Source organism: Delftia acidovorans SPH-1 (assembly GCF_000018665.1).
GTDB classification, from domain to species: Bacteria; Pseudomonadota; Gammaproteobacteria; order Burkholderiales; family Burkholderiaceae_C; genus Comamonas; species Comamonas acidovorans.
Window position 1 is genome coordinate 4,501,662 of the sequence record NC_010002.1, and the last position, 16,449, is coordinate 4,518,110.

30 protein-coding genes are annotated in these 16,449 nt (G+C 63.6%); 5 read left to right on the forward strand and 25 right to left on the reverse strand.

Going from position 1 to position 16,449, the window contains the following annotated elements:
• Positions 1 to 6: 6 nt before the first annotated feature.
• The 6 genes from DACI_RS20575 to DACI_RS20600 are packed head-to-tail and all read right to left on the reverse strand — an operon-like array spanning position 7 to position 5,771.
• A complete protein-coding gene (locus DACI_RS20575) occupies positions 7 to 987 on the reverse strand; it encodes a DUF2184 domain-containing protein (protein ID WP_012205918.1) in 981 nt (326 codons plus the stop codon).
• A gap of 3 nt (positions 988 to 990) precedes the next feature.
• Positions 991 to 1,470, reverse strand: a complete 480-nt coding sequence (locus tag DACI_RS20580) for a structural cement protein Gp24 (RefSeq protein WP_012205919.1) — start codon at positions 1,468 to 1,470, stop codon at positions 991 to 993.
• Positions 1,471 to 1,485: 15 nt separating this feature from the next.
• Positions 1,486 to 2,622, reverse strand: coding sequence for a DUF2213 domain-containing protein (locus DACI_RS20585; protein WP_012205920.1), 1,137 nt, complete (start codon positions 2,620 to 2,622; stop codon positions 1,486 to 1,488).
• Entirely contained in the window at positions 2,619 to 3,977 is a 1,359-nt protein-coding gene (locus DACI_RS20590; protein WP_012205921.1) for a phage portal protein, read from the reverse strand. The genes DACI_RS20585 and DACI_RS20590 overlap by 4 nt, the downstream gene beginning before the upstream one ends.
• A complete protein-coding gene (locus DACI_RS20595; protein ID WP_012205922.1) occupies positions 3,977 to 5,221 on the reverse strand; it encodes a PBSX family phage terminase large subunit in 1,245 nt (414 codons plus the stop codon). Before DACI_RS20595 ends, DACI_RS20590 begins: the two co-directional genes overlap by 1 nt.
• Positions 5,202 to 5,771, reverse strand: coding sequence for a terminase small subunit (locus DACI_RS20600; RefSeq protein ID WP_043782149.1), 570 nt, complete (start codon positions 5,769 to 5,771; stop codon positions 5,202 to 5,204). The genes DACI_RS20595 and DACI_RS20600 overlap by 20 nt, the downstream gene beginning before the upstream one ends.
• Positions 5,772 to 5,808: 37 nt before the next feature.
• Between DACI_RS20600 and DACI_RS20605 the strand changes: the two genes are divergently transcribed.
• Positions 5,809 to 6,030, forward strand: a complete 222-nt coding sequence (locus DACI_RS20605; protein WP_043782152.1) for a hypothetical protein — start codon at positions 5,809 to 5,811, stop codon at positions 6,028 to 6,030.
• A 300-nt stretch (positions 6,031 to 6,330) separates the two neighbouring features.
• Here the strand turns inward: DACI_RS20605 and DACI_RS20610 are convergent, their stop codons facing one another.
• The 18 genes from DACI_RS20610 to DACI_RS20695 all read right to left on the reverse strand — a co-directional run bounded on the left by DACI_RS20610 (position 6,331) and on the right by DACI_RS20695 (position 13,963).
• A complete protein-coding gene (locus tag DACI_RS20610) occupies positions 6,331 to 6,789 on the reverse strand; it encodes a hypothetical protein (RefSeq protein ID WP_012205924.1) in 459 nt (152 codons plus the stop codon).
• 16 nt (positions 6,790 to 6,805) lie between these two features.
• Complete coding sequence (locus tag DACI_RS20615; RefSeq protein WP_012205925.1) at positions 6,806 to 7,381, reverse strand: recombination protein NinG; 576 nt, start codon at positions 7,379 to 7,381, stop codon at positions 6,806 to 6,808.
• Entirely contained in the window at positions 7,378 to 7,710 is a 333-nt protein-coding gene (locus DACI_RS20620) for a hypothetical protein (protein WP_012203863.1), read from the reverse strand. Before DACI_RS20620 ends, DACI_RS20615 begins: the two co-directional genes overlap by 4 nt.
• Positions 7,707 to 8,045 (reverse strand): hypothetical protein, encoded by a 339-nt coding sequence (locus tag DACI_RS20625; protein ID WP_012203862.1) that lies wholly within the window; start codon positions 8,043 to 8,045, stop codon positions 7,707 to 7,709. The genes DACI_RS20620 and DACI_RS20625 overlap by 4 nt, the downstream gene beginning before the upstream one ends.
• Positions 8,038 to 8,235 carry a hypothetical protein gene (locus DACI_RS20630; RefSeq protein ID WP_012205926.1) on the reverse strand — a complete coding sequence of 66 codons (198 nt, stop codon included), beginning with the start codon at positions 8,233 to 8,235 and terminating at the stop codon, positions 8,038 to 8,040. Before DACI_RS20630 ends, DACI_RS20625 begins: the two co-directional genes overlap by 8 nt.
• Positions 8,232 to 8,480 carry a hypothetical protein gene (locus tag DACI_RS20635; protein WP_012205927.1) on the reverse strand — a complete coding sequence of 83 codons (249 nt, stop codon included), beginning with the start codon at positions 8,478 to 8,480 and terminating at the stop codon, positions 8,232 to 8,234. Before DACI_RS20635 ends, DACI_RS20630 begins: the two co-directional genes overlap by 4 nt.
• Positions 8,477 to 8,659 (reverse strand): hypothetical protein, encoded by a 183-nt coding sequence (locus DACI_RS20640; protein ID WP_043782155.1) that lies wholly within the window; start codon positions 8,657 to 8,659, stop codon positions 8,477 to 8,479. Before DACI_RS20640 ends, DACI_RS20635 begins: the two co-directional genes overlap by 4 nt.
• Positions 8,656 to 9,015, reverse strand: a complete 360-nt coding sequence (locus DACI_RS20645; protein ID WP_012205928.1) for a hypothetical protein — start codon at positions 9,013 to 9,015, stop codon at positions 8,656 to 8,658. The genes DACI_RS20640 and DACI_RS20645 overlap by 4 nt, the downstream gene beginning before the upstream one ends.
• The gene (locus DACI_RS30830) at positions 9,012 to 9,521 is read right to left on the reverse strand and encodes a hypothetical protein (RefSeq protein WP_012205929.1); all 510 of its coding nucleotides are present in this window, start codon (positions 9,519 to 9,521) and stop codon (positions 9,012 to 9,014) included. The genes DACI_RS20645 and DACI_RS30830 overlap by 4 nt, the downstream gene beginning before the upstream one ends.
• The gene (locus DACI_RS20655) at positions 9,518 to 9,922 is read right to left on the reverse strand and encodes a hypothetical protein (RefSeq protein WP_043781700.1); all 405 of its coding nucleotides are present in this window, start codon (positions 9,920 to 9,922) and stop codon (positions 9,518 to 9,520) included. Before DACI_RS20655 ends, DACI_RS30830 begins: the two co-directional genes overlap by 4 nt.
• Positions 9,919 to 10,122, reverse strand: coding sequence for a hypothetical protein (locus DACI_RS20660; RefSeq protein ID WP_043781698.1), 204 nt, complete (start codon positions 10,120 to 10,122; stop codon positions 9,919 to 9,921). Before DACI_RS20660 ends, DACI_RS20655 begins: the two co-directional genes overlap by 4 nt.
• On the reverse strand, positions 10,119 to 10,604 hold the full coding sequence (locus DACI_RS20665) for a hypothetical protein (RefSeq protein WP_012205060.1): 486 nt from the start codon (positions 10,602 to 10,604) through the stop codon (positions 10,119 to 10,121). Before DACI_RS20665 ends, DACI_RS20660 begins: the two co-directional genes overlap by 4 nt.
• Complete coding sequence (locus DACI_RS20670) at positions 10,601 to 10,849, reverse strand: hypothetical protein (RefSeq protein WP_043782158.1); 249 nt, start codon at positions 10,847 to 10,849, stop codon at positions 10,601 to 10,603. The genes DACI_RS20665 and DACI_RS20670 overlap by 4 nt, the downstream gene beginning before the upstream one ends.
• Positions 10,850 to 10,857: 8 nt before the next feature.
• On the reverse strand, positions 10,858 to 12,222 hold the full coding sequence (locus tag DACI_RS20675) for a replicative DNA helicase (RefSeq protein ID WP_012205931.1): 1,365 nt from the start codon (positions 12,220 to 12,222) through the stop codon (positions 10,858 to 10,860).
• Complete coding sequence (locus DACI_RS32195; RefSeq protein ID WP_012205932.1) at positions 12,215 to 13,120, reverse strand: hypothetical protein; 906 nt, start codon at positions 13,118 to 13,120, stop codon at positions 12,215 to 12,217. The genes DACI_RS20675 and DACI_RS32195 overlap by 8 nt, the downstream gene beginning before the upstream one ends.
• A gap of 144 nt (positions 13,121 to 13,264) precedes the next feature.
• Entirely contained in the window at positions 13,265 to 13,429 is a 165-nt protein-coding gene (locus tag DACI_RS32200; protein ID WP_157059658.1) for a hypothetical protein, read from the reverse strand.
• Between the two features lie 36 nt (positions 13,430 to 13,465).
• Complete coding sequence (locus DACI_RS20690) at positions 13,466 to 13,690, reverse strand: hypothetical protein (protein ID WP_157059657.1); 225 nt, start codon at positions 13,688 to 13,690, stop codon at positions 13,466 to 13,468.
• 21 nt (positions 13,691 to 13,711) lie between these two features.
• Entirely contained in the window at positions 13,712 to 13,963 is a 252-nt protein-coding gene (locus DACI_RS20695; protein WP_043781695.1) for a hypothetical protein, read from the reverse strand.
• A gap of 118 nt (positions 13,964 to 14,081) precedes the next feature.
• Between DACI_RS20695 and DACI_RS20700 the strand changes: the two genes are divergently transcribed.
• Positions 14,082 to 14,285: a hypothetical protein gene (locus tag DACI_RS20700; RefSeq protein ID WP_016449460.1), complete on the forward strand. Its 204-nt coding sequence runs from the start codon at positions 14,082 to 14,084 to the stop codon at positions 14,283 to 14,285.
• A gap of 113 nt (positions 14,286 to 14,398) precedes the next feature.
• On the opposite strand, the gene DACI_RS32205 is transcribed toward DACI_RS20700, so the two are convergent.
• On the reverse strand, positions 14,399 to 14,659 hold the full coding sequence (locus DACI_RS32205) for a hypothetical protein (protein WP_192812296.1): 261 nt from the start codon (positions 14,657 to 14,659) through the stop codon (positions 14,399 to 14,401).
• A 76-nt stretch (positions 14,660 to 14,735) separates the two neighbouring features.
• Between DACI_RS32205 and DACI_RS20710 the strand changes: the two genes are divergently transcribed.
• From DACI_RS20710 to DACI_RS30835, 3 genes are read left to right on the forward strand one after another with little or no spacing between them, the layout of a single operon-like run.
• Positions 14,736 to 15,386 (forward strand): LexA family transcriptional regulator, encoded by a 651-nt coding sequence (locus DACI_RS20710; protein WP_012205934.1) that lies wholly within the window; start codon positions 14,736 to 14,738, stop codon positions 15,384 to 15,386.
• Between the two features lie 14 nt (positions 15,387 to 15,400).
• Positions 15,401 to 15,988 (forward strand): hypothetical protein, encoded by a 588-nt coding sequence (locus tag DACI_RS20715; RefSeq protein WP_012205935.1) that lies wholly within the window; start codon positions 15,401 to 15,403, stop codon positions 15,986 to 15,988.
• A 20-nt stretch (positions 15,989 to 16,008) separates the two neighbouring features.
• Positions 16,009 to 16,440: a hypothetical protein gene (locus DACI_RS30835; RefSeq protein ID WP_012205936.1), complete on the forward strand. Its 432-nt coding sequence runs from the start codon at positions 16,009 to 16,011 to the stop codon at positions 16,438 to 16,440.
• Positions 16,441 to 16,449: the final 9 nt, after the last annotated feature.

Here is a 16,449-nt window from a genome sequence, read left to right on the forward strand (position 1 = left end):
GGCCCGTCAGGGGGTGGGCGGTTCGCTGATCTGGTCGATGTAGCGCATGGCCACCGTGGTCAGCAGCTCGACGCCACCGGTGCGGAAGATGCCTGGCACCGCGTAGTTCAGCGGGCCGTCCTGGTACACCGGCAGGAAGCGGTGCGGCATGGGCAGGTGCAGCTTCACGTACTCGCCGTCGTTCTTGTAGGCCACCATGCGGCCCGTGGTGCCGTTGGCGGCGCCCGTGCCCAGCTCGCGCACCGTGCGGATGGTCAGGGGGCGACCGGTCTGCATGGTGTAGAGGTTCGTGCGCATCACGAACGACAGGATGGTCTCCATCGTCGTGGCGCTGTAAGGCGTCGCGGCGATGTAGTTGAAGGCCTCCACGGGCAGCAGGATGGTGTCGGCCAGCTCGGTCTCGAACGTGGCCAGCGAGATGCCCTGCAGCGCGATGTTGATGTCGCGCACGATCTGGGCCGGGGTCTTCTGGCCCACGCCGGCCGCATTCACCCACAGCGTGGAGCCGCCAGTGCCGTCAGCAGGCGCATTCGCCACGACCACGCCGTTGTAGTTGATCAGGCCGCCCATGCCCTTTTCGGGGGATCCCTTGAGGGTCAGGTCGAACATGAACTTCATGTACGCCAGGCGAGCGGCGCGCGCGCGGCGATCCGACAGGCTTGCACCAGGGAAAGCCATGGTCGTGTTGACCTCTTCCAGATTCCACTGGTAGCCGATGGCCGCCAGCTGGAAGGTTTTAGTCTGCATGTCCTGGTTGACATCGGCCAGGGGGATGTCCTTGGCGTAACCGGACTGCCAGTTGGCGCGGCCGGTGCTGTCGGACGTGTAGGTCAGGATGCCCGGGGACCACTCGGGCGCCGAGCTGTCCACGAAGATCAGGCGGCCGAAGTCCCAATCAGGATGGCGCGCCTCGTACACGCGCTGGTTGACCTGGTAGGCCTGGCCGGTGACGAACGCGAGTGCTTGTTGGTCAGTGAATTGGTGCATTTTTTAGGCTCCCGAAACAGAAAGCGAGGGGACGGGGCGGCGGTAGCGCACGACGCCGACCGCGCCGCTGACGCCGTCCTCTTCGAATTGCGCGCCGGGGATGGTCACCACGGTGGCGGACTGGGCAGCGCCGGTCCAGTTGTTGGCGGCCGTGTTCCAGCGGGCCGCCTGGCCCTTGGTCACGTTGGCGCCCAGCAGCACGCCAATGACGCCGGATTCGCAGATGCCGACGTTGTCGTACTGCGCGTAGCCGTCACCGGGGCGCGGCAGGACCTGCGAGGCCTCGGTGATGCCCAGCACGTTCTCGCCGGTGGTGGCCGTGATCTGGACGCAGGTGTGTGCGCCAGTGCCGGGCTTGACCGGGACGCCGAAGCCCAGCGTGCCAGAGCCTTCCTTGGTGCGGGTGAAGGTGTTCCACTCTTCCATGTTGACGCGGCGGCCAACGGCGAAGGCGACGAGGTTTTTCTTGAACTGAATAGGCATGGTGTGTGCCCTCCTTTACTGCTTGGTGCGCCAGGCGTTGAGGTCCGCGTTGGCCGTGGCCAGGGCCTTGTCGGCCTGGGTCTGGGCGTCGCCCACGTTGACCACGCCCTGGCGCAGCGCGGTGGCCACGGGGTTCATGGTGGCGGCATCATTGGCCAGGGCCTTGAACATGCCGGTGATCTCGGCATCGCTGGCGTCCTTGACGATGGAGTCGCCCAGCTTGGCCAGCACGGCAGCCTTGCGCAGCTCGGCGTCGGACTTGCCCTTGGGGTCGATGCTGGCGTCCATGGTCTTGACCAGGCCCACCAGCTCGGTGCGGTCGGCCACCAGCTTGTCCACGTCGATGACAGCGGCGTCCTTGGCCTTCTTGACTTCGGCCTTGAGCTTGCCGATTTCCTCGTCCTTCTCTTCGTCGGACTTCTTCTTGGCGGTCTCGGCATCGGCCAGCTTGCGCGCCATGTCGGTCTTGTACTGCTCGATCAGAGCAACATCGGTGTCGGCAACTTGGACGGCCTTGTCGCCCAGCACCACCGTCTTCATGTCAGGCATAAGCCCTCCTTTGGATTTGGGCGAAATGCCCGGTTGAAAATCTTGGACAGGGCTCGCGCCCCAGGAATCGCCGATGCGCGCCATCTCGCCGGCGCGGCCCTTGGGCACCAGGGCGAGGTGGTTGTAGCGAATGCCGCGCTGCTCGAAGTCGGCCTCCAGGCCATCGCGGGCCGGCACGATCGCGGCGCTGTAGCCCATCGAGATTTCCTGATGGGTCGTGCGCGCGGCCTTTGTCGCCCCGGCGTCCTTGATCATGGGATTGACCACGATCCATTCCGGCTCGGTCGCGTAGGCGTCGCCCACCTCCCCCACGGCCAGCTGCTGCCAGTTCGCTGCGGTGACCTCCTCGGCCGGGTGGTCAACCGTCACGGGCAGGCGTGTGATGCTGGCCAGCGAGTCCTTGGCGAACACCTCGTCGGCATGCCGATAGACCCGCACCACGTCGCCAGGCTTGAAGCCGGCATCCCGCGCCACGTCGCCCAGCTCGCTCGCGTAGTACAGCTGCACGCCGGTGCGCGCCACACGGGCCGTGGCTACCAGGTAGCCCTCGCGGGTTTCCTTCAGCTCGCCCACGGCCACGCGGTCAGCGAATTTCACGTTCATGGTTGCTCCTCTCCAGTGCTCGGCAGCGGCTCCTCTTGGCCGCTCTCGGCCGGCAGTCCCTGCTCTCCCAAGCTGCCGTATTTCTCGATGGCCTGCTCCAGGCCGGGCAGCATCCCCTGCTCAGTGAACTCGTTCACCAGGGAGTCGGACAGGGCATCCATGGGAATCAGCGCGCCCTCGTTATTGCCGGCCAAGGCGCGCGCGGCCGATGCGGTCTTGCTGAAGATGTCGGCCCGCTCCGTCTCGGTCAGCTGCCGCAAGGGGCGCCACTCGAAATAGATCTCCTCGGGACGCGCGCCCAGGGCCTGCCAGATCAGGCACTCGTCCAGCAGCTCCATGGCCGGCTGGATCTCCGTGGCCTGGATGTGCCCGATGCGGTCGAAGTACACGCGCTCGTCGCCATCGCCAGAGCCCGACAGCCCCACAGCTGCTCGGCCGTACAGGCGCGTGACCGGGATGCGCGAGGCGCCCGCCACGGCGTCCATGAACTTGGCCACCACGTCCGGCAGGCCGGCGAAGTTGGCGCTCTTCTGCTCGTAGTCGTCCTCGGCGTCGATGACCAGGGCGCCGTTGATGCCCTTCATGGCCGCCTGCGTGCTTAGCCGGCGCGTGACCTGGGCGTCATTGCCCTCGTCGGCCAGCAGGTCGGCGAAGCCCTTGAACTTCAACACGTCCACCTTCGCCTCGAAGACCAGCGAGGCCATGTTGGCCATGGTGCCGTCCATCTGCTGGACAGCGTCCATCGTGGACTGCAGCACGCTGTCGCCCCAGCCCTGCTGCACGATGGCCGTGCTGGGATCGCTAGGCACCGTGGCGCCTTGGAAGATCACCAAGCGGCTGGCGTGGATGCGCACCTGCCCGGCGTTGTCGCCCGTGGCCAGGGTGTAGAACTCCGGCCGCCCGTAGTACGGGTTGTCGATGTCGCGCACCACCTGGTCAGGGGTCAGGTTGTTCCGGGTCAGCACCACCAGGGACCGGATCTCCTCCTTACCCACCTGCAGCGGAAGCTCTTGCTTCGCCGTCTTGGTGTTCAGGTAGATCGCCGACCCGCCGTACAGCCGCGCGGCCGTCACGGCGTCCTGCACGCGGCGCTTGAGGTGCAGCGCCTTCTCCAGCCGCTCGATCTTGGTGATCTGCTCGGACTCGGCGCGCCACTGGCGCCACTTCCGGGTTGAATCCTCGGCTGGGTAGTCGATGATGGCCCGGGCCAGCCAGGAGTTGCGGTACGCGGCCAGCAGAGCCGGGCCGGCCAGCAGCGTGTCCACGTACTGGTTGTGCGCCGCCTTGTCGCGGCCGGTGCCCAGGTTCGCCACGATGTTGACGAGCCCATCAGCGAAATTTTTGATGATGCCCATCAGAAGCCTCTCCAGGAATACCCAGCGCGCTTGATCAGCGGGCCAAGCGCATAACGCAATGCGTCGATGTAGTGGTTGTTCGCGTCCACGATGTCCGTGAGCACGTCGCCGCTCTTGCGGTCCACCTTGTAGCTGTAGAGCCGGGCCTCGCGCAGCACCTGAGTGCAGCGCTCATGGATGACGATTTCCTTGTAGCCGCGCAGGTGGGCGATGCCGTCCTCTACGCTGCCCTTCCACTTCTCCACGGCTTCGAGCTTGGGCAGGCACTGGCGCTTGCCGTCGCGGCCCTTGCTCTTGACGTGGCTGATCGTCTCGGGGCGCGCGGAGTCGGCGCGCACCGTGTGCTGCTCGATGCCCGGCAGCCGCTGGATCACGTAGTCGGCGATGTCGTCGTTCTCCAGGCCGACCTTGCCGGCCTCGTATTCGATCCAGAGCCGGCCATCCCCGACCCAGCACTTCACGCCGGCGGTCGGGTCTTGCGAGAATCCCCAGTCCAGGCCGAAGTACGGTCCATCCCAGCCCGGCTGAGGCTCGAACTCGGCCACGCGGTACTTGCCAGACAGGATCTGCGCATCGCTGTTCTCGCGGTACGCGCCATCCCATACCCAGGCGTAGGTCTGGTCGTCCAGCCGGTCGCGGTCGGCCTGGCGCTCTTGGTCGAGCACCTCGGGAAACCAGGGGTTGTCCGAGTAATTCAACTCGACAACCTTCGAATTCGGTGGCGGCTCCTTGCGAAATCGCTTGTCCGTGGGGCTGCCGTCCTTCTCCGGGTTCCATGTCACCCAGATCTCGGAGCCCTGCTCGCGCACCGTGGGGGCCAGCTTCTGCCAAGCCACCTCGCTGACGCTTTCGGCCTCGTCCACCCAGGCGATCAGGATGCGCGCCTTGGACTTGATGCTGTCCAGGTTGTGGCGCAGGCCGGCGAACACGTAGGAGACGCGGCGATTCTTCGTGCGGATGTACTGCTCACCGATCTCGAAGTAGGCATCAAGCCAAGGCACCGAGCGAATGGCCTGCTTGATCTCCTCCATCGAGGACTCGCTCAGGCTGTTCATGTATTCCCGCGCGCCAAGGATCACCCCAGACACGCCGGCCTCGGCGAACATGTACGCGCGGACCGCCGTCATCATCGCGAAGCTGCGGGTCTTTGCAGATCCCCGGCCACCGTGCGCGCACCGGTATCGCGCCTCACCACTGAACACCGGGATCAGCTTGGGCGGCAGTTCAATCCTTGCCTTGGACATTCGGAGCCACCAGTTCGATCACGGTCGGCGTCGTTGGGATGGGGCCGCCATCCGGTCCGCTGTGCTCCACGCGGTCCTTGAACATACCCAAGTGCCGGCCGATGTCCACGAGGGCGCCCTTCTTGTCGTGGAACTTGACCTTAAGCCCGTCGCGGCCCTCGCTCACCTCGGCTATCGCGGCAGCGGTGTCGTCATCGATCTCATCGGCCGCCACCAAGCGCAGGCCGTGATAGGGCTCCGTCACGGCCTCGCCGTCCTTGCCTTCGGTCGTGCGCAGCTCCGTCGTACCCCAGCGCACCACCTTGCGGATGTCGCTGAAGCCGATCTTTGCCAACTCGCGCAGCACCATGTCCTGCGTGATCTCGGTGCGCTGCGAACGGGCCTGCATGGCTGCCTGGACCGCTTCTGATACCTTGACATTGCTTAACAGTCGGCTTGCCTGTTCGGGGGCCGTCTTTGCGCTGTAGCCAGACCTGATCGCGGCCTGAGTCGCATTCAGGTCTACCAGGTACTCGGCCACAAAGCGCTCTTGTTTCGGAGTTAGCTTCATGGGAATATCTGTAAGTAATTTCAATAAGGAACTATCAATGGCACCCAAGGAAATTGAGCGCATTTACGTGAAGGATGCTCACGGCAGTAAGCTGCAGGTCATCAAGTACCAGGAGTTCATCGTGTCGGACTCCCTTAATGGCCGCACTGTGCAGTCGGGTCTTGCGTATTACGAAGACATGAACCGCAACAAGTTAAACCGGAGCGCCGATGGCTCATTCGTGGTTGTGAGGACTGGCGAAGTACTCACCCCTTGGTGATGGGGGCCACCGCTGCGGGCAAGGCGTCCCTGGCGAGTGAGGCGTGTTGGGCGCGCCCGAGCGGTGGCGGAAACGAAAAGGCCCCGCGTCAGCGAGGCCGTGTTGATAGTCACCCCATCGGACTTACGCCTGCTGGGGCGCTGGGGGGATGCCGTTCGCTGACCAGCTCCGCAGCTTGTGGCGAGACATTCCCGCGCGCCAATCCCGCAGCGCGCGTCCCGGCTGGTTCGGGCGCAAATGGAAAAGCCCGCAGGGCGCGAACCATGCGGGCTTTTGTGTTTCTCACGCCTCCGGCTACCTTCAGGTAACCGGGGCGCACGACTCAGTGTCGCGGTAATTGGTCGCGATTATTGCATCCCGTGTCAAGTTTCGCAAGTCCCGGCGCGAATATGACGACCAGAAAGAGCGAAGGCCATTGATCCGGCCCTGGTGCCATTGCTGATTGGTGGCGTTCATGCGCCGGCGCGCGGCATTGGGATGCTCCTTCTGAGGGATGTACAGGGCCAGCAGGATGCGGCGGAACTGCATGGGCACGACCTGCAGCGCGCGTTGGACCTGCATGGCGCTCCAGTCCGGCATGAAAGGCTCCATGGGTTCCTCTCGGTCCTTCATGGGCAGCGGCGGCGGCACGTACTTGCCTTCGGCGCTGGCGCACCGCTGCTTTTTGTATCGGTCCTGCGCCCAGCGGCCGTACCGCTCCAGTAACTCCTCGGCCTGTCGCAACTCCACGGGCACGGTCAGGTTCAGGTCTCGCTTCATGCGTGGCTCTCTTTCTTCAGTTGCAGCGTTTTTCCATGCGGCGCAGGCGCTTGCCCATCACTCGCTTGAACTTCTTGAGGTATTCCACGTCGTGGGTCACGACCTGGTTCTGGGTGTAGAGCCAGTCCACCTTGTCGTCGCCGATGCGGGCACGGATGCGCGGCAGGTACTCGGCCAGGTTGCCGCTCAGGTGGTTGTTGCAGATGGAGCAGCCCTTGTGGATGTTCCAGAGGTTGAACCGGACTGCTGACGCGGCGCCCACGGAACGCAGGTGCGATGCGTGCCACTGGCCATCCCATTCGGGGCCGCGGTCACATGAGCAGCAGCCCAAGTGCTTGTCGCGCAGACGGACGATCTTGTTGATGATGTCCTGGCACTCGGACAGCCACTTGGCGCGCGGCTTGGTGGCCTCCTTGCGCCGACGTGTCTCTGCCTTCTCTACCCTGGCTGCAGCTCTCGCCTGCTTCTGTCGCTTGCGCTCTGCCTTGGCGCCCTCGGCTTCGGCGTAACCGGCAATGCAATGTGGGTGGATGCGCTGGCCGGGGTCCAGCTTGGCGCGACAGTGGGCGCAGCGTGTGCGACGGAAGGTCATTGGCCTCCCTTCAGTGCCGCAATCTCGGCCTCAAGCTGCTGAATGCGCTCGTGCAGCTTCTTGTGCGCCTGGTATGCATGCCAGGATGAGCCTGCGCTGACGCTCTTGTGGATCGCGGCCACATCCTCTGGTGTCAGGCGAGTCAGAGGCATGGCCGGGATCAACTCGAACGTGCCGCGCTCCCAATCCATCCCGTATCCAGCCACCTGAAGGGGGACAGAAGAACGCGGCCCAACCTTCCCCGGGTTGTGAACGACGATCCGAACTTCATCATCCAAGTTGCGGGTCGATGCGCGAAGAATGATCTCTGCCAGTTGGTCGGCTTTCATCGAACCACCCTCCCCTCTGCGCGGCTACTTGCCTCCTGGCTGCGCCAAATCTCCACCTGCAGCTCTGCCGCCTTCATCTTCCAGCGGAAGAGTTCTTCGGCCTCCACGGCAGCTTCCAGGCCATTCAGCAGCTCGATGTACTCCGGGTGGGCGTATGCAGAGGCCTCGCGGTCCGCCACGGTCTTCCCTTCGGACTGCTGCATCAGGATGGCCTTCTTGCTCTTGCGGAACTCCTCCAGCTGCACGCGCTTTGCTTTCGCAGCGGCGTAGCGGGGCGCGGTCTGGAGCATGTAGTCCACGGCCACCTGGGGATCGATGGGGGTGCGGTCAGTCAATGAGGTCCTCCTGATTCAACACGCGGTCATAGACCACGACAGCGCGCGCCCGGGCAGCGTTGGCATAGCGCCGGACGCGCCCCAGGGTCGAGTCACGCCGATAGAGCCATGACAGCCAGTGGCATTCGCTCGCGTAGAGGGCCGAGACCACCCAGAACTGGATGACCACGTGTGCGGGGGTCGTGCTCATGCCTGAGCCCCCTTCCCCGCCCGCACCATGTCGGCCAGCTCGTCATGGCCCGTGATGGCGTCGAGCTCGGCCATGGCGCGGCGCAGGTAGATCGCTTGGTCTAGGGCCTCTTCGTAGGCGTGCTGGAGCCACTGGCGCAGTTCCAGGGGGTTCTCGGCCACCGTGGTACCGTACTTGTGCAGGCCGAACTGCTGGCGGCGCGCGATGTCTTCGCAGACCTTGGCTTCAATTCCGGTCGGGGTCATGCTTGCCTCCTTATCAGGCCGCACGCATAACGCAGCCATGCCACGATGGCGGCGATGAACAGGAACATCTGCCGGTCAATCCGCTCCCAGCCGGACGGGTCAATGGACCACGTTGCAAATGCCACGGCCACAAACGCAGATGCCATGCCGATGAGGGCGTTGATGAAGAGCGTTTTCATGCTTGCTCCTTCGGCGCTTGAGCCGCAGCACAGCGCAGGATGGCCAGGCGCATGCGGTCCGCGCGCTGGGATTCGTCGGGGACGTCTTCGACAAACTGCTGCCCCCGCCCAACGTACCCATCAACGCTGGCGCAGACCCACGGATGGTTGTCGGCCGGGTGGTTGTGCTCCACGCTGATGCGCAGGGCGGCGGCCAGGTCAAGAGCCTGCGCTCCGTCATTGAGCGGATTCCACAGCCGCTGATAGTCCCCATCGGCAACCAGAACGGCTTGCATTGGCTCATGCCCATCAAGCCACCCGGTCTGTTGCAGTCCCATGGCCCGAGCCGCCGCCTCCAGCATTTCGCGCTCGGTCATGCTGCGTCTCCTGTCTTGGCTGCGGCCTCGACCTCATAGACGGGCCGCTCCCATTCACCGCGTGCCACCTTGATGCAGTCGTCGGAATCCAGCATGTAGTCGCCTTGGGTGACGCAGTAGTCGTCCTCGGCCTTGATGGCTGCGCAGATGCGCTCACGCTCGGACAGTGCCGCACCCTTGACCTGCGCCTCCAGCTGCCGGATGGTCTCGTCGCGAGCCTCGGTTGCTGAAAACGGCAGCAGGCCCTCGGTGTCGAATGCCTGGCCATTGGCTGCAGCATTCAGCGCATCCAGCCAGTTCTCGGGGAGGTTGCATTCGGCGCCCAGGCCTGCGTAGCAGGTGGCTGCCAGGCCGCGCAGGGCCTTGTTCTCTGCGTCCAGCCATTCCAGTTCTGCAGCTGCACGCGATGCCGCGTTGTGCGTGATAACGCCAGAGGCCGAATCGCGCTGCATGCGCAGCAGAAGGGCCAGCCTCAGCGCCTCGCTCTGTGTCTCTGTCTTGCTCATGCTGCCTCCTGCACGAAAGCGCGGACGACATCAGCCAGGCGCTGGCCGGCGTACATCATTCGCTGGGAAACAATCTGGTCACGGTGGCATTTGCAGCCGCCGTTCGTGTGCATGCCCTGCGGGCGCTTCACCAGGCAGCCACCATCCCTGCAACCCGACTGCGCGCTCATCGCGTCGCGCAATTTGTCGTACTCGGCCAGTGCACTGGCGATGTCTTGACGCTGCTTTTGAAGCAGTTCCTCAACAGTCTTCTGGCTGAAGAGCGCGAGATCCTCGTCGTCGCAACGGCGGCCGCTCACGCACCATTCGCCCGATGTCCCCATGAGGTGCTGATCCTCAACATCCATGAATGCGTCCGGCTCTGGCAGTTGCATGCTCGATTTCGCTTCTGTCTTGCTCATTGCCCCACTCCTTTGTTGATCCACTCGGCCCGCTTGGTGGCCTGCTCTTGAGTTACTGCCTTGTGCTGGTCACAGGCCGGCGCTGTTGCGCTGTACGTGTGGCCCTTGGTGCGCTTCATGCACTGGGCGAATCCGAGACGGCGCATGCCTGGGTCTGTCTCTTTGCGTTGCCAGTGCACGCAGGTGCTGCAGGTGGTCATGCGATTTCCTTCAGCAGGGCCTTGAGCTGCTTCAGCTTCGCGGCCTCGCCCGTGGTGCGGCTTTGCTCTTCCTCCAGGGCCAGCGCCGCGGCGTCCACTTCATCCGCCAGGGCGCGCATCTTCTGGGCCAAGCAGCCCAGCACGTCGATGGCCGACGCGGGCGCGGCTTGTTGTGGGGTGGCGGGCTTGGCGGGCTGGGTCACGGTCGATTCCTTGGTCTTGGGCGGGGTGGATTGAGCGGCGGAAACAGCGACGCGCTGGTGCAGCGATCCGTGCTCCGTGGAGCGGATGAGGTCGGAGTCGGCCAGGGCGCGAAGGCAGCCTTGCAGCGTGTGGCGGTCCAGGCGGGCGCCGGTCGTGCGGTGCAGAGACTGCGAGATCTGGGCGACGGTCCAGGCCTCGGCGATGGGCACGGCCTGGAACACCTTCTGCGCGATGGCCGTCTGGCCGGCGAGCTTTTGCTTTTGCTTATCGGGTGTCATGCGGGCTCCTGGCATATGTCCGCGCGCTTCGCGCCGCTGCGGCGCTCGCAGAGGACGGGCCGCAGCCGGCTCGCGGCGGCATCGCACTCCTCGCGCGTCCCGATGGCGATGGGCACGTAGTCCATGCGGCGGTTTTCCGCGCAGGCCCGGCGGTTCTCGGTCAGCATGTCCATGACGGGTTCGATGTGCATGGCGCATTGGCTTTGGCTCCAGAGGAGCGCATAGGGATGGTTCGTTTGGCTCATGGGGTCTCCTAGAAATTGGCGGCGCGGGCGCGGCCGGTGGGCTCTGCAACTGGGCGACGGACGGGCAGCGGCTTGAGCCAATCGCCCATCTGCTGGTACTTGCCGATGAACTCCATGGGCACCACGCCCTGGGGACCGTTGCGGTGGGCAACGATCTCCAGCTCGGCATAGCCCTCGAACTCGGCGGTGCGCTTGCTCTGCGGGTGGGCCCAGTCGGTGAACAGCAGTGCGATCTGGTCGGCTGCGGCCTCGATGGCGCCGGAGTCGCGCAGGTGGCTCATCGTGGGACGGCCGTAGTGCTCGTCGGCCTTGCGGCTCATCTGGCTCAAGACCACAACGCAGATGCCCAGGTCCAGGGCGAAGGACTTGATGCCGTTGACGATCACGTCCAGTTCGCGGTTGCGGTTTTCCTCGCCGGCGCCTTCCATGAGCTGCAGGAAGTCCACGAACAGCACGTCCAGGCCGCGCTCGCGGCGCACCTTCAGCGCCTTGCGACGGATATCCATCAGGGACAGGCTGCACTGGTCGTCATGGCTCAGGCGCAGATTCCCCAGGCGGCGCGCGGCGTCACCAACCGCGTCCCACATGGCTGTGTCGGCCTCGCTCGCGGCCAGGATTCGGGAGATGTCGAACGAACCTGCTGCAGCCGTGTGCCGGTGCATCAGCTGGTTCACGGGCATTTCCTGGCTCAGGTAGAGCACGCTGTTGTCGCGGGCCATGTTCCGGGCCATGGCCAGGGCCAGCGCGGTCTTGCCGTGCTTCGGCCGGGCGCCGATCACCATCACTTCGCCGCGGCGCATGCCACCGTTCAGCAGCTTGTCCAGGCCGCCGATGCCGGTGGCGATGGCGGGGTTCTTCCCTTCCGACAGGTCCTGCAGCAGCGCGATGTACTTCTCCAGGGACTCGTGGATGTACTGGGGATCGCGCTTGGCTTTCACCGTCGCCAGCTTGGCCAGCATCATCTGGGCCTTGTCGATCTGCTCCGCCGCCGTGTTGCCCGGCGTCATGGCCAAGTCCACGATGTCGCGGCCGGCGTCCATCAACTGCCGCAGGCGGTACTGGCCCAGGATCTCCTCGGCGTACCGGCGCATGCTCGACGGGCTGGGCGTGTACTGGGCGAGATCCGTCACATCCGCCAGTTCGATCTCCAGGCCCTGGCGCCGCAGCTGCTCGAAGACCGAGATCGGGTCTGTCGGTGCGCCCGTTGTTGCCAAGGTCTTGATGGCGCGGAACACGTCGCGGTGCGTCGGGGCGTAAAACGCCGCATCGTCCAGCTCAGGGAGAGCCGTCCACGCCTGCGGGTCCAGCAGCAAGCCGCCCAACAGCGCGCGCTCCGTCTCGTAGCTCACGGGGGTTGCCAGTTGCTCACGCATGGGACACCTCCGCCTGGTGGTAGGCGCCTTCCAGCACCTTGCTGAACTTCTCCAGCTGCATCAGGAACCCGATGTTGCAGCCCGTCCACTTGCCATCACGGCCGGTCAGGAAGTCGGACTTGGCGACGTGCTCGAAGTACTTGCGGAACCACTCCACGCCCTCGGCGGCGTTGGTGGCCAGGCGCTGTCCGGCACGGGGACCGCGCTCATGGGTTGCCGTCAGCACCCAGGCCCAGCGCTGGCGCATCGGCGCGGCACGCTTGCCGGCCTTGAACAGCGAGCGGCGCGGCGCCGGCAGCGTGGGCAGCAGTTCCTCGTAAGCGTCCAGCAGGGCATCGATGGGGCAGCTCGGCACGCCAGCGGTCTTGGCCTTGCCCTCGTCGGCGAACAGCTCGTCCATCGGCTTTTCCGGCGACGAAGTCGACAAAGAAGCTTTAGCTTCTTCTTTCTCTTCTTCTCTCCTCTTCTCTTCTCTAGGCGTTTCCTGGCGTTGCGTGGCGTTTCCTGGCGTTTCATCACCAGCTTCCGGCGTTTCTTGGCGTTGCTTTTCGCGGAACGCCTTCACGCGCTCGGTGCTGCTGTCGTCGGTACGCTCGCGCTTGACTTGGCGTTTCGTCCAAGCAGCAACCATCCCGTCAACCAGCAGGCCGCGCGCCTCCATGGCAGCCACGATCTTTTGGGTAACGCCATCGTCAAATCCCATCAGCAGGTCGATGGACTCGAAGTCGAGATCACCATAAGAGCCACGGTCGCTGGACGCGCTGGCCTGCTCCAGAACGAACGCCCAGGCAGCGATCACGTCAGGCAGGCGGCATCCCGCGCGACGCGCCACTAGCTGAAATTTCGGGTCCGTGACACTGCCGTGATGCCATCGGAACCAGTCAATACCATTGGCCATTCGATTCCTCTTGTGCGCTGGCCCGGTGGGGCCATAAAATGCGCATGTGTTTTCCAGATTCGTCTGAATCCCGGTTGCACCCGAGACCAGACTCCTAGAACGCCTGCTAGCTCTCCAGCTGCAGGCGTTTTTGCTTTTGCCCTTTCATATCGATGCCAGGCGATTTGCCCGGCGGCGGTCGTTGTCAATGCGGCTCTTTGCGCTGCTGACCACACGGATGTGATTGATGGCGCTCGGAGTGACGGGCTTGTACGGCTTGGCGCCGGCCATCACGGAGCGAGTGGGGATGTGGAATGCGGTGGGCTTCATGGGATTGCTGCTTTGCAGTAACTGGAAAGTGCCGGCCTAGTGAGCGCGGCGGAAACCCAGCAGTCGCCCAATAGGGCCCTGCGCGGGCTTTTTCTCATCGCGTTCAGCCAGCAAGAGCAGGTGCTTCAGCGCGAAGTCCTCGAAGGAGAGCCCCGCGCGATCTGCTAGCTTTTGGAGAGCGCGCACCTGTTCAGGCGACGCGCTGCCGAAGTCGATTTGCATCGGCGGTTCGGTCATGGGGGTGGCTTCTTTTTTGGTCATGTGGCGGGTCCGAAGAAGCCATCACGCGGCCAGGAGAGCGCCGAAGGCGTTCCTGTCAAGGCCGTGGCGCTGCGTAGCATTTGTCCGATGCGAACGCTCTTCTTCACGAATCTCGTCGTCGGCCAGGCGCAGCAAGGCGTCCAGCAACGTCGGGGCAACCGCTCCCCCGTTGGACCGGCGCTCGGCCCAAGCGATCAGCTTCTCCCGCTCCTCTTTGCTGGCACGCAGCATGCAGAGGGGTTCACGGATGAGGTCACGGTTGCGGTATGTCATGGTTGGTATGCCCTCCAGGCAGTTCTTGTTGGGTTGAATTCAGGAAAAGGTGCCCGCCACTCGCTGGGCTATGCTGGTGGCTTCCAAACCGTTACCAACATCGCCAAGGAGGGCGGACATGAAAGAGGAATTGATCGCACCAGCCGCTGTCATCACAGCCGAGGTGCTGAGGCAGACGCAGCCCATATACGGAGAAATCACGGAGGAGGTCATCGCGTCAGCCTTTGCTCAGGCGTATCGCGGCCTTCTGGCAGGCGTGGCGGAGGTGAAGAAGGACGACCCTCCTCCTGCTTCAGCTTCAACGATGCAATTTCGGCTGTGAACTCGCGCTGGAGGAGCGGCAGAGCTGCTGCGGCCTCGCGGGCTACCTCTTCCAACGTGTCGTACCTGGCCATCGCATGGCTCAGCCAAGCCATCTTCAAAAGAGCAAGGTCATCACGAAGCATGGGCCTGCTCCTTGGGCTGGGCGGGGGCGGCGGCCGACGCAGCACGACGGCGGGCCCTGGGTCGCTCCTGCGCCTGGAAGTGGTCCAGCAGCGGCTGGATGGTGTTCACCCGCGGGTCCTTGCGGCCTCCGTAGAAGAACTTGCGGATGAAGCTGACCTTGACTCCCGTGTCAGCGGCCAGCTGCTCGAAGCCAGCTGTACCGACCTCGGTCAACTTCTCTTGCAAATAGGTGGTGATGGGTGTGTTCATGGATAGAGCTATAAACCGATTTCGGTACAACTCTAACATACCGATATCGGTACATCAAGCGCAAAGAATCGCGCGCATGCAAGGAGCGAACAACGAAACCCTCGCGGCGAACGCCGCCATGCTCTTCGGCGAGAAGTCCATCGCTGGGCTTCGGGCTGAAATGAAGCGGGATGGCTACGACATCGGGCAAGGCACGCTTGGACGGATCAAGAACGGAGAAACCGGGGTCCGGATGGAGTCGCTGCAGAAGTTCGCCGACTACTTCCGCGTCGACATAGACACCCTGCTTCGTGGGCAGGTGGATGATGAGGATGACTACATCCAGATATCGCGCCTGAGCGTCGAGGTGGGCGCTGGGCCAGGTCGGTCAAACGGCGTTGTCGAGCACCTGAGCGCCCTTCAGTTCCGTCGAGACTTCCTTCGCGCCGCAGGCGTCAGTCCACTGAACGCAGCAGTGGTCAATGTGGTGGGGACCAGCATGGAGCCGACCATCAGAGATGGCTCCATCTTGCTGCTGAACCGGGCGGATAAAGAGCCGCGCAATGGCAGTATCTACGCGTTCTCCTGGGACGGAGACATGCTCGTGAAGCGCTTCCAGAGGGTAAGCGATGTATGGCATGCCGTATCTGACAATGCGGACAAAGACGAGCATCCAGACATCGTGGTTGACGGAAAGGCCGAAGCCTTAATCCAGGGTCGCGCGATATGGATGGGAACCAAGCTCTGAAGAAGGAGAGAGGGATGAAAAATTTGATCATTGCCGCTGCATTCGCAGCGTGTTCACTCACAGCTTTGGCTGACGACTTCTCTTATAAGGGGGTAAGTCTTGGCGCCTCGATGGAGCAATTCCAAGCGGCTCTACCCCTTTACCAGTGCAAGGATGATGCTTGCACTTACACGCGTGATTCATGCGCGCCGACCTACATGAGAGGCGGGGCCGCAGCTTTCGAGCAGAAGCTGGCTGAATGCCGCGAGGGCACCTCTTTTGGCGGCGGGATGGTGACCTATGGGCGAGCGAAGTTCATTGATGGGAAGTTCTCCAGCCTGTACCTGATCTTTCCGATTGCGCATGCGCGTGTCGTTGGCGATGCCCTCGAAGAGAAGTACGGCAAGCCCGCAACCATAGATACCAAGCCTGTGAAAAACCGCGCCGGCGCAGAGTTCGACAACTGGGTCAAGACCTGGGCAAAGGGCGACTCTGACCTGGTCGCAAGGCTGCGCGCTTCCCAGATTGACGAAGGCTCAGTCTCCATCCGTAGCGCGGCAGCTAAGGCCGAGGAGCAAGCGCGCCAGCAACAGCAGACCAAGGCCGGCGCCAAGGACTTCTGAGGCCAACGAAGGAGAGAGGGATGAAGAAAGTTTTGATTACAGCGCTGGTTGTCGCACTTTGCGGATGTGCGCCAACGCCGTATCGCACAGCAGTGGATGATCTTAGCGATGCCTCCCTAAACGAAGTCATCGCCTATTCAAATGAAATCAAGGATTTCCTCTACTCAGGCGGCAACGAAATTGAGGCGATTGAGCTGGGGAAGAAGGCTGTTCTGCATGTGCTAAAAGACCCAGACAGCGCAAAGTTTCGCGACGTTCGCCTTAAAGCGTATTTTGATGGAGCTGTTGTATGCGGGCAGGTCAATGCGAAAAACAGCTACGGTGGGTACGCTGGGTTTAAGTCGTTCGTGGCCGGTATCAAAGGCGCGACATTGCGGGACGAATCCTCAAGATACGCAACGGTCAACGCCGCCTCCAACACCGGCATCGGCGCTGCCTGCCCAGGAGGCTAGCGGCGCAAG

Excerpts from the sequence above, each read along its gene's own strand:
- DACI_RS20575 (WP_012205918.1), bottom strand. The coding sequence starts at position 987 with ATGCACCAATTCACTGACCAACAAGCACTCGCGTTCGTCACCGGCCAG.
- DACI_RS20580 (WP_012205919.1), bottom strand. The coding sequence starts at position 1,470 with ATGCCTATTCAGTTCAAGAAAAACCTCGTCGCCTTCGCCGTTGGCCGC.
- DACI_RS20585 (WP_012205920.1), bottom strand. The coding sequence starts at position 2,622 with ATGAACGTGAAATTCGCTGACCGCGTGGCCGTGGGCGAGCTGAAGGAA.
- DACI_RS20590 (WP_012205921.1), bottom strand. The coding sequence starts at position 3,977 with ATGGGCATCATCAAAAATTTCGCTGATGGGCTCGTCAACATCGTGGCG.
- DACI_RS20595 (WP_012205922.1), bottom strand. The coding sequence starts at position 5,221 with ATGTCCAAGGCAAGGATTGAACTGCCGCCCAAGCTGATCCCGGTGTTC.
- DACI_RS20600 (WP_043782149.1), bottom strand. The coding sequence starts at position 5,771 with ATGAAGCTAACTCCGAAACAAGAGCGCTTTGTGGCCGAGTACCTGGTA.
- DACI_RS20605 (WP_043782152.1), top strand. The coding sequence starts at position 5,809 with ATGGCACCCAAGGAAATTGAGCGCATTTACGTGAAGGATGCTCACGGC.
- DACI_RS20610 (WP_012205924.1), bottom strand. The coding sequence starts at position 6,789 with ATGAAGCGAGACCTGAACCTGACCGTGCCCGTGGAGTTGCGACAGGCC.
- DACI_RS20615 (WP_012205925.1), bottom strand. The coding sequence starts at position 7,381 with ATGACCTTCCGTCGCACACGCTGCGCCCACTGTCGCGCCAAGCTGGAC.
- DACI_RS20620 (WP_012203863.1), bottom strand. The coding sequence starts at position 7,710 with ATGAAAGCCGACCAACTGGCAGAGATCATTCTTCGCGCATCGACCCGC.
- DACI_RS20630 (WP_012205926.1), bottom strand. The coding sequence starts at position 8,235 with ATGAGCACGACCCCCGCACACGTGGTCATCCAGTTCTGGGTGGTCTCG.
- DACI_RS20635 (WP_012205927.1), bottom strand. The coding sequence starts at position 8,480 with ATGACCCCGACCGGAATTGAAGCCAAGGTCTGCGAAGACATCGCGCGC.
- DACI_RS20640 (WP_043782155.1), bottom strand. The coding sequence starts at position 8,659 with ATGAAAACGCTCTTCATCAACGCCCTCATCGGCATGGCATCTGCGTTT.
- DACI_RS20645 (WP_012205928.1), bottom strand. The coding sequence starts at position 9,015 with ATGACCGAGCGCGAAATGCTGGAGGCGGCGGCTCGGGCCATGGGACTG.
- DACI_RS30830 (WP_012205929.1), bottom strand. The coding sequence starts at position 9,521 with ATGAGCAAGACAGAGACACAGAGCGAGGCGCTGAGGCTGGCCCTTCTG.
- DACI_RS20655 (WP_043781700.1), bottom strand. The coding sequence starts at position 9,922 with ATGAGCAAGACAGAAGCGAAATCGAGCATGCAACTGCCAGAGCCGGAC.
- DACI_RS20660 (WP_043781698.1), bottom strand. The coding sequence starts at position 10,122 with ATGACCACCTGCAGCACCTGCGTGCACTGGCAACGCAAAGAGACAGAC.
- DACI_RS20665 (WP_012205060.1), bottom strand. The coding sequence starts at position 10,604 with ATGACACCCGATAAGCAAAAGCAAAAGCTCGCCGGCCAGACGGCCATC.
- DACI_RS20670 (WP_043782158.1), bottom strand. The coding sequence starts at position 10,849 with ATGAGCCAAACGAACCATCCCTATGCGCTCCTCTGGAGCCAAAGCCAA.
- DACI_RS20675 (WP_012205931.1), bottom strand. The coding sequence starts at position 12,222 with ATGCGTGAGCAACTGGCAACCCCCGTGAGCTACGAGACGGAGCGCGCG.
- DACI_RS32195 (WP_012205932.1), bottom strand. The coding sequence starts at position 13,120 with ATGGCCAATGGTATTGACTGGTTCCGATGGCATCACGGCAGTGTCACG.
- DACI_RS32200 (WP_157059658.1), bottom strand. The coding sequence starts at position 13,429 with ATGAAGCCCACCGCATTCCACATCCCCACTCGCTCCGTGATGGCCGGC.
- DACI_RS20690 (WP_157059657.1), bottom strand. The coding sequence starts at position 13,690 with ATGACCAAAAAAGAAGCCACCCCCATGACCGAACCGCCGATGCAAATC.
- DACI_RS20695 (WP_043781695.1), bottom strand. The coding sequence starts at position 13,963 with ATGACATACCGCAACCGTGACCTCATCCGTGAACCCCTCTGCATGCTG.
- DACI_RS20700 (WP_016449460.1), top strand. The coding sequence starts at position 14,082 with ATGAAAGAGGAATTGATCGCACCAGCCGCTGTCATCACAGCCGAGGTG.
- DACI_RS32205 (WP_192812296.1), bottom strand. The coding sequence starts at position 14,659 with ATGAACACACCCATCACCACCTATTTGCAAGAGAAGTTGACCGAGGTC.
- DACI_RS20710 (WP_012205934.1), top strand. The coding sequence starts at position 14,736 with ATGCAAGGAGCGAACAACGAAACCCTCGCGGCGAACGCCGCCATGCTC.
- DACI_RS20715 (WP_012205935.1), top strand. The coding sequence starts at position 15,401 with ATGAAAAATTTGATCATTGCCGCTGCATTCGCAGCGTGTTCACTCACA.
- DACI_RS30835 (WP_012205936.1), top strand. The coding sequence starts at position 16,009 with ATGAAGAAAGTTTTGATTACAGCGCTGGTTGTCGCACTTTGCGGATGT.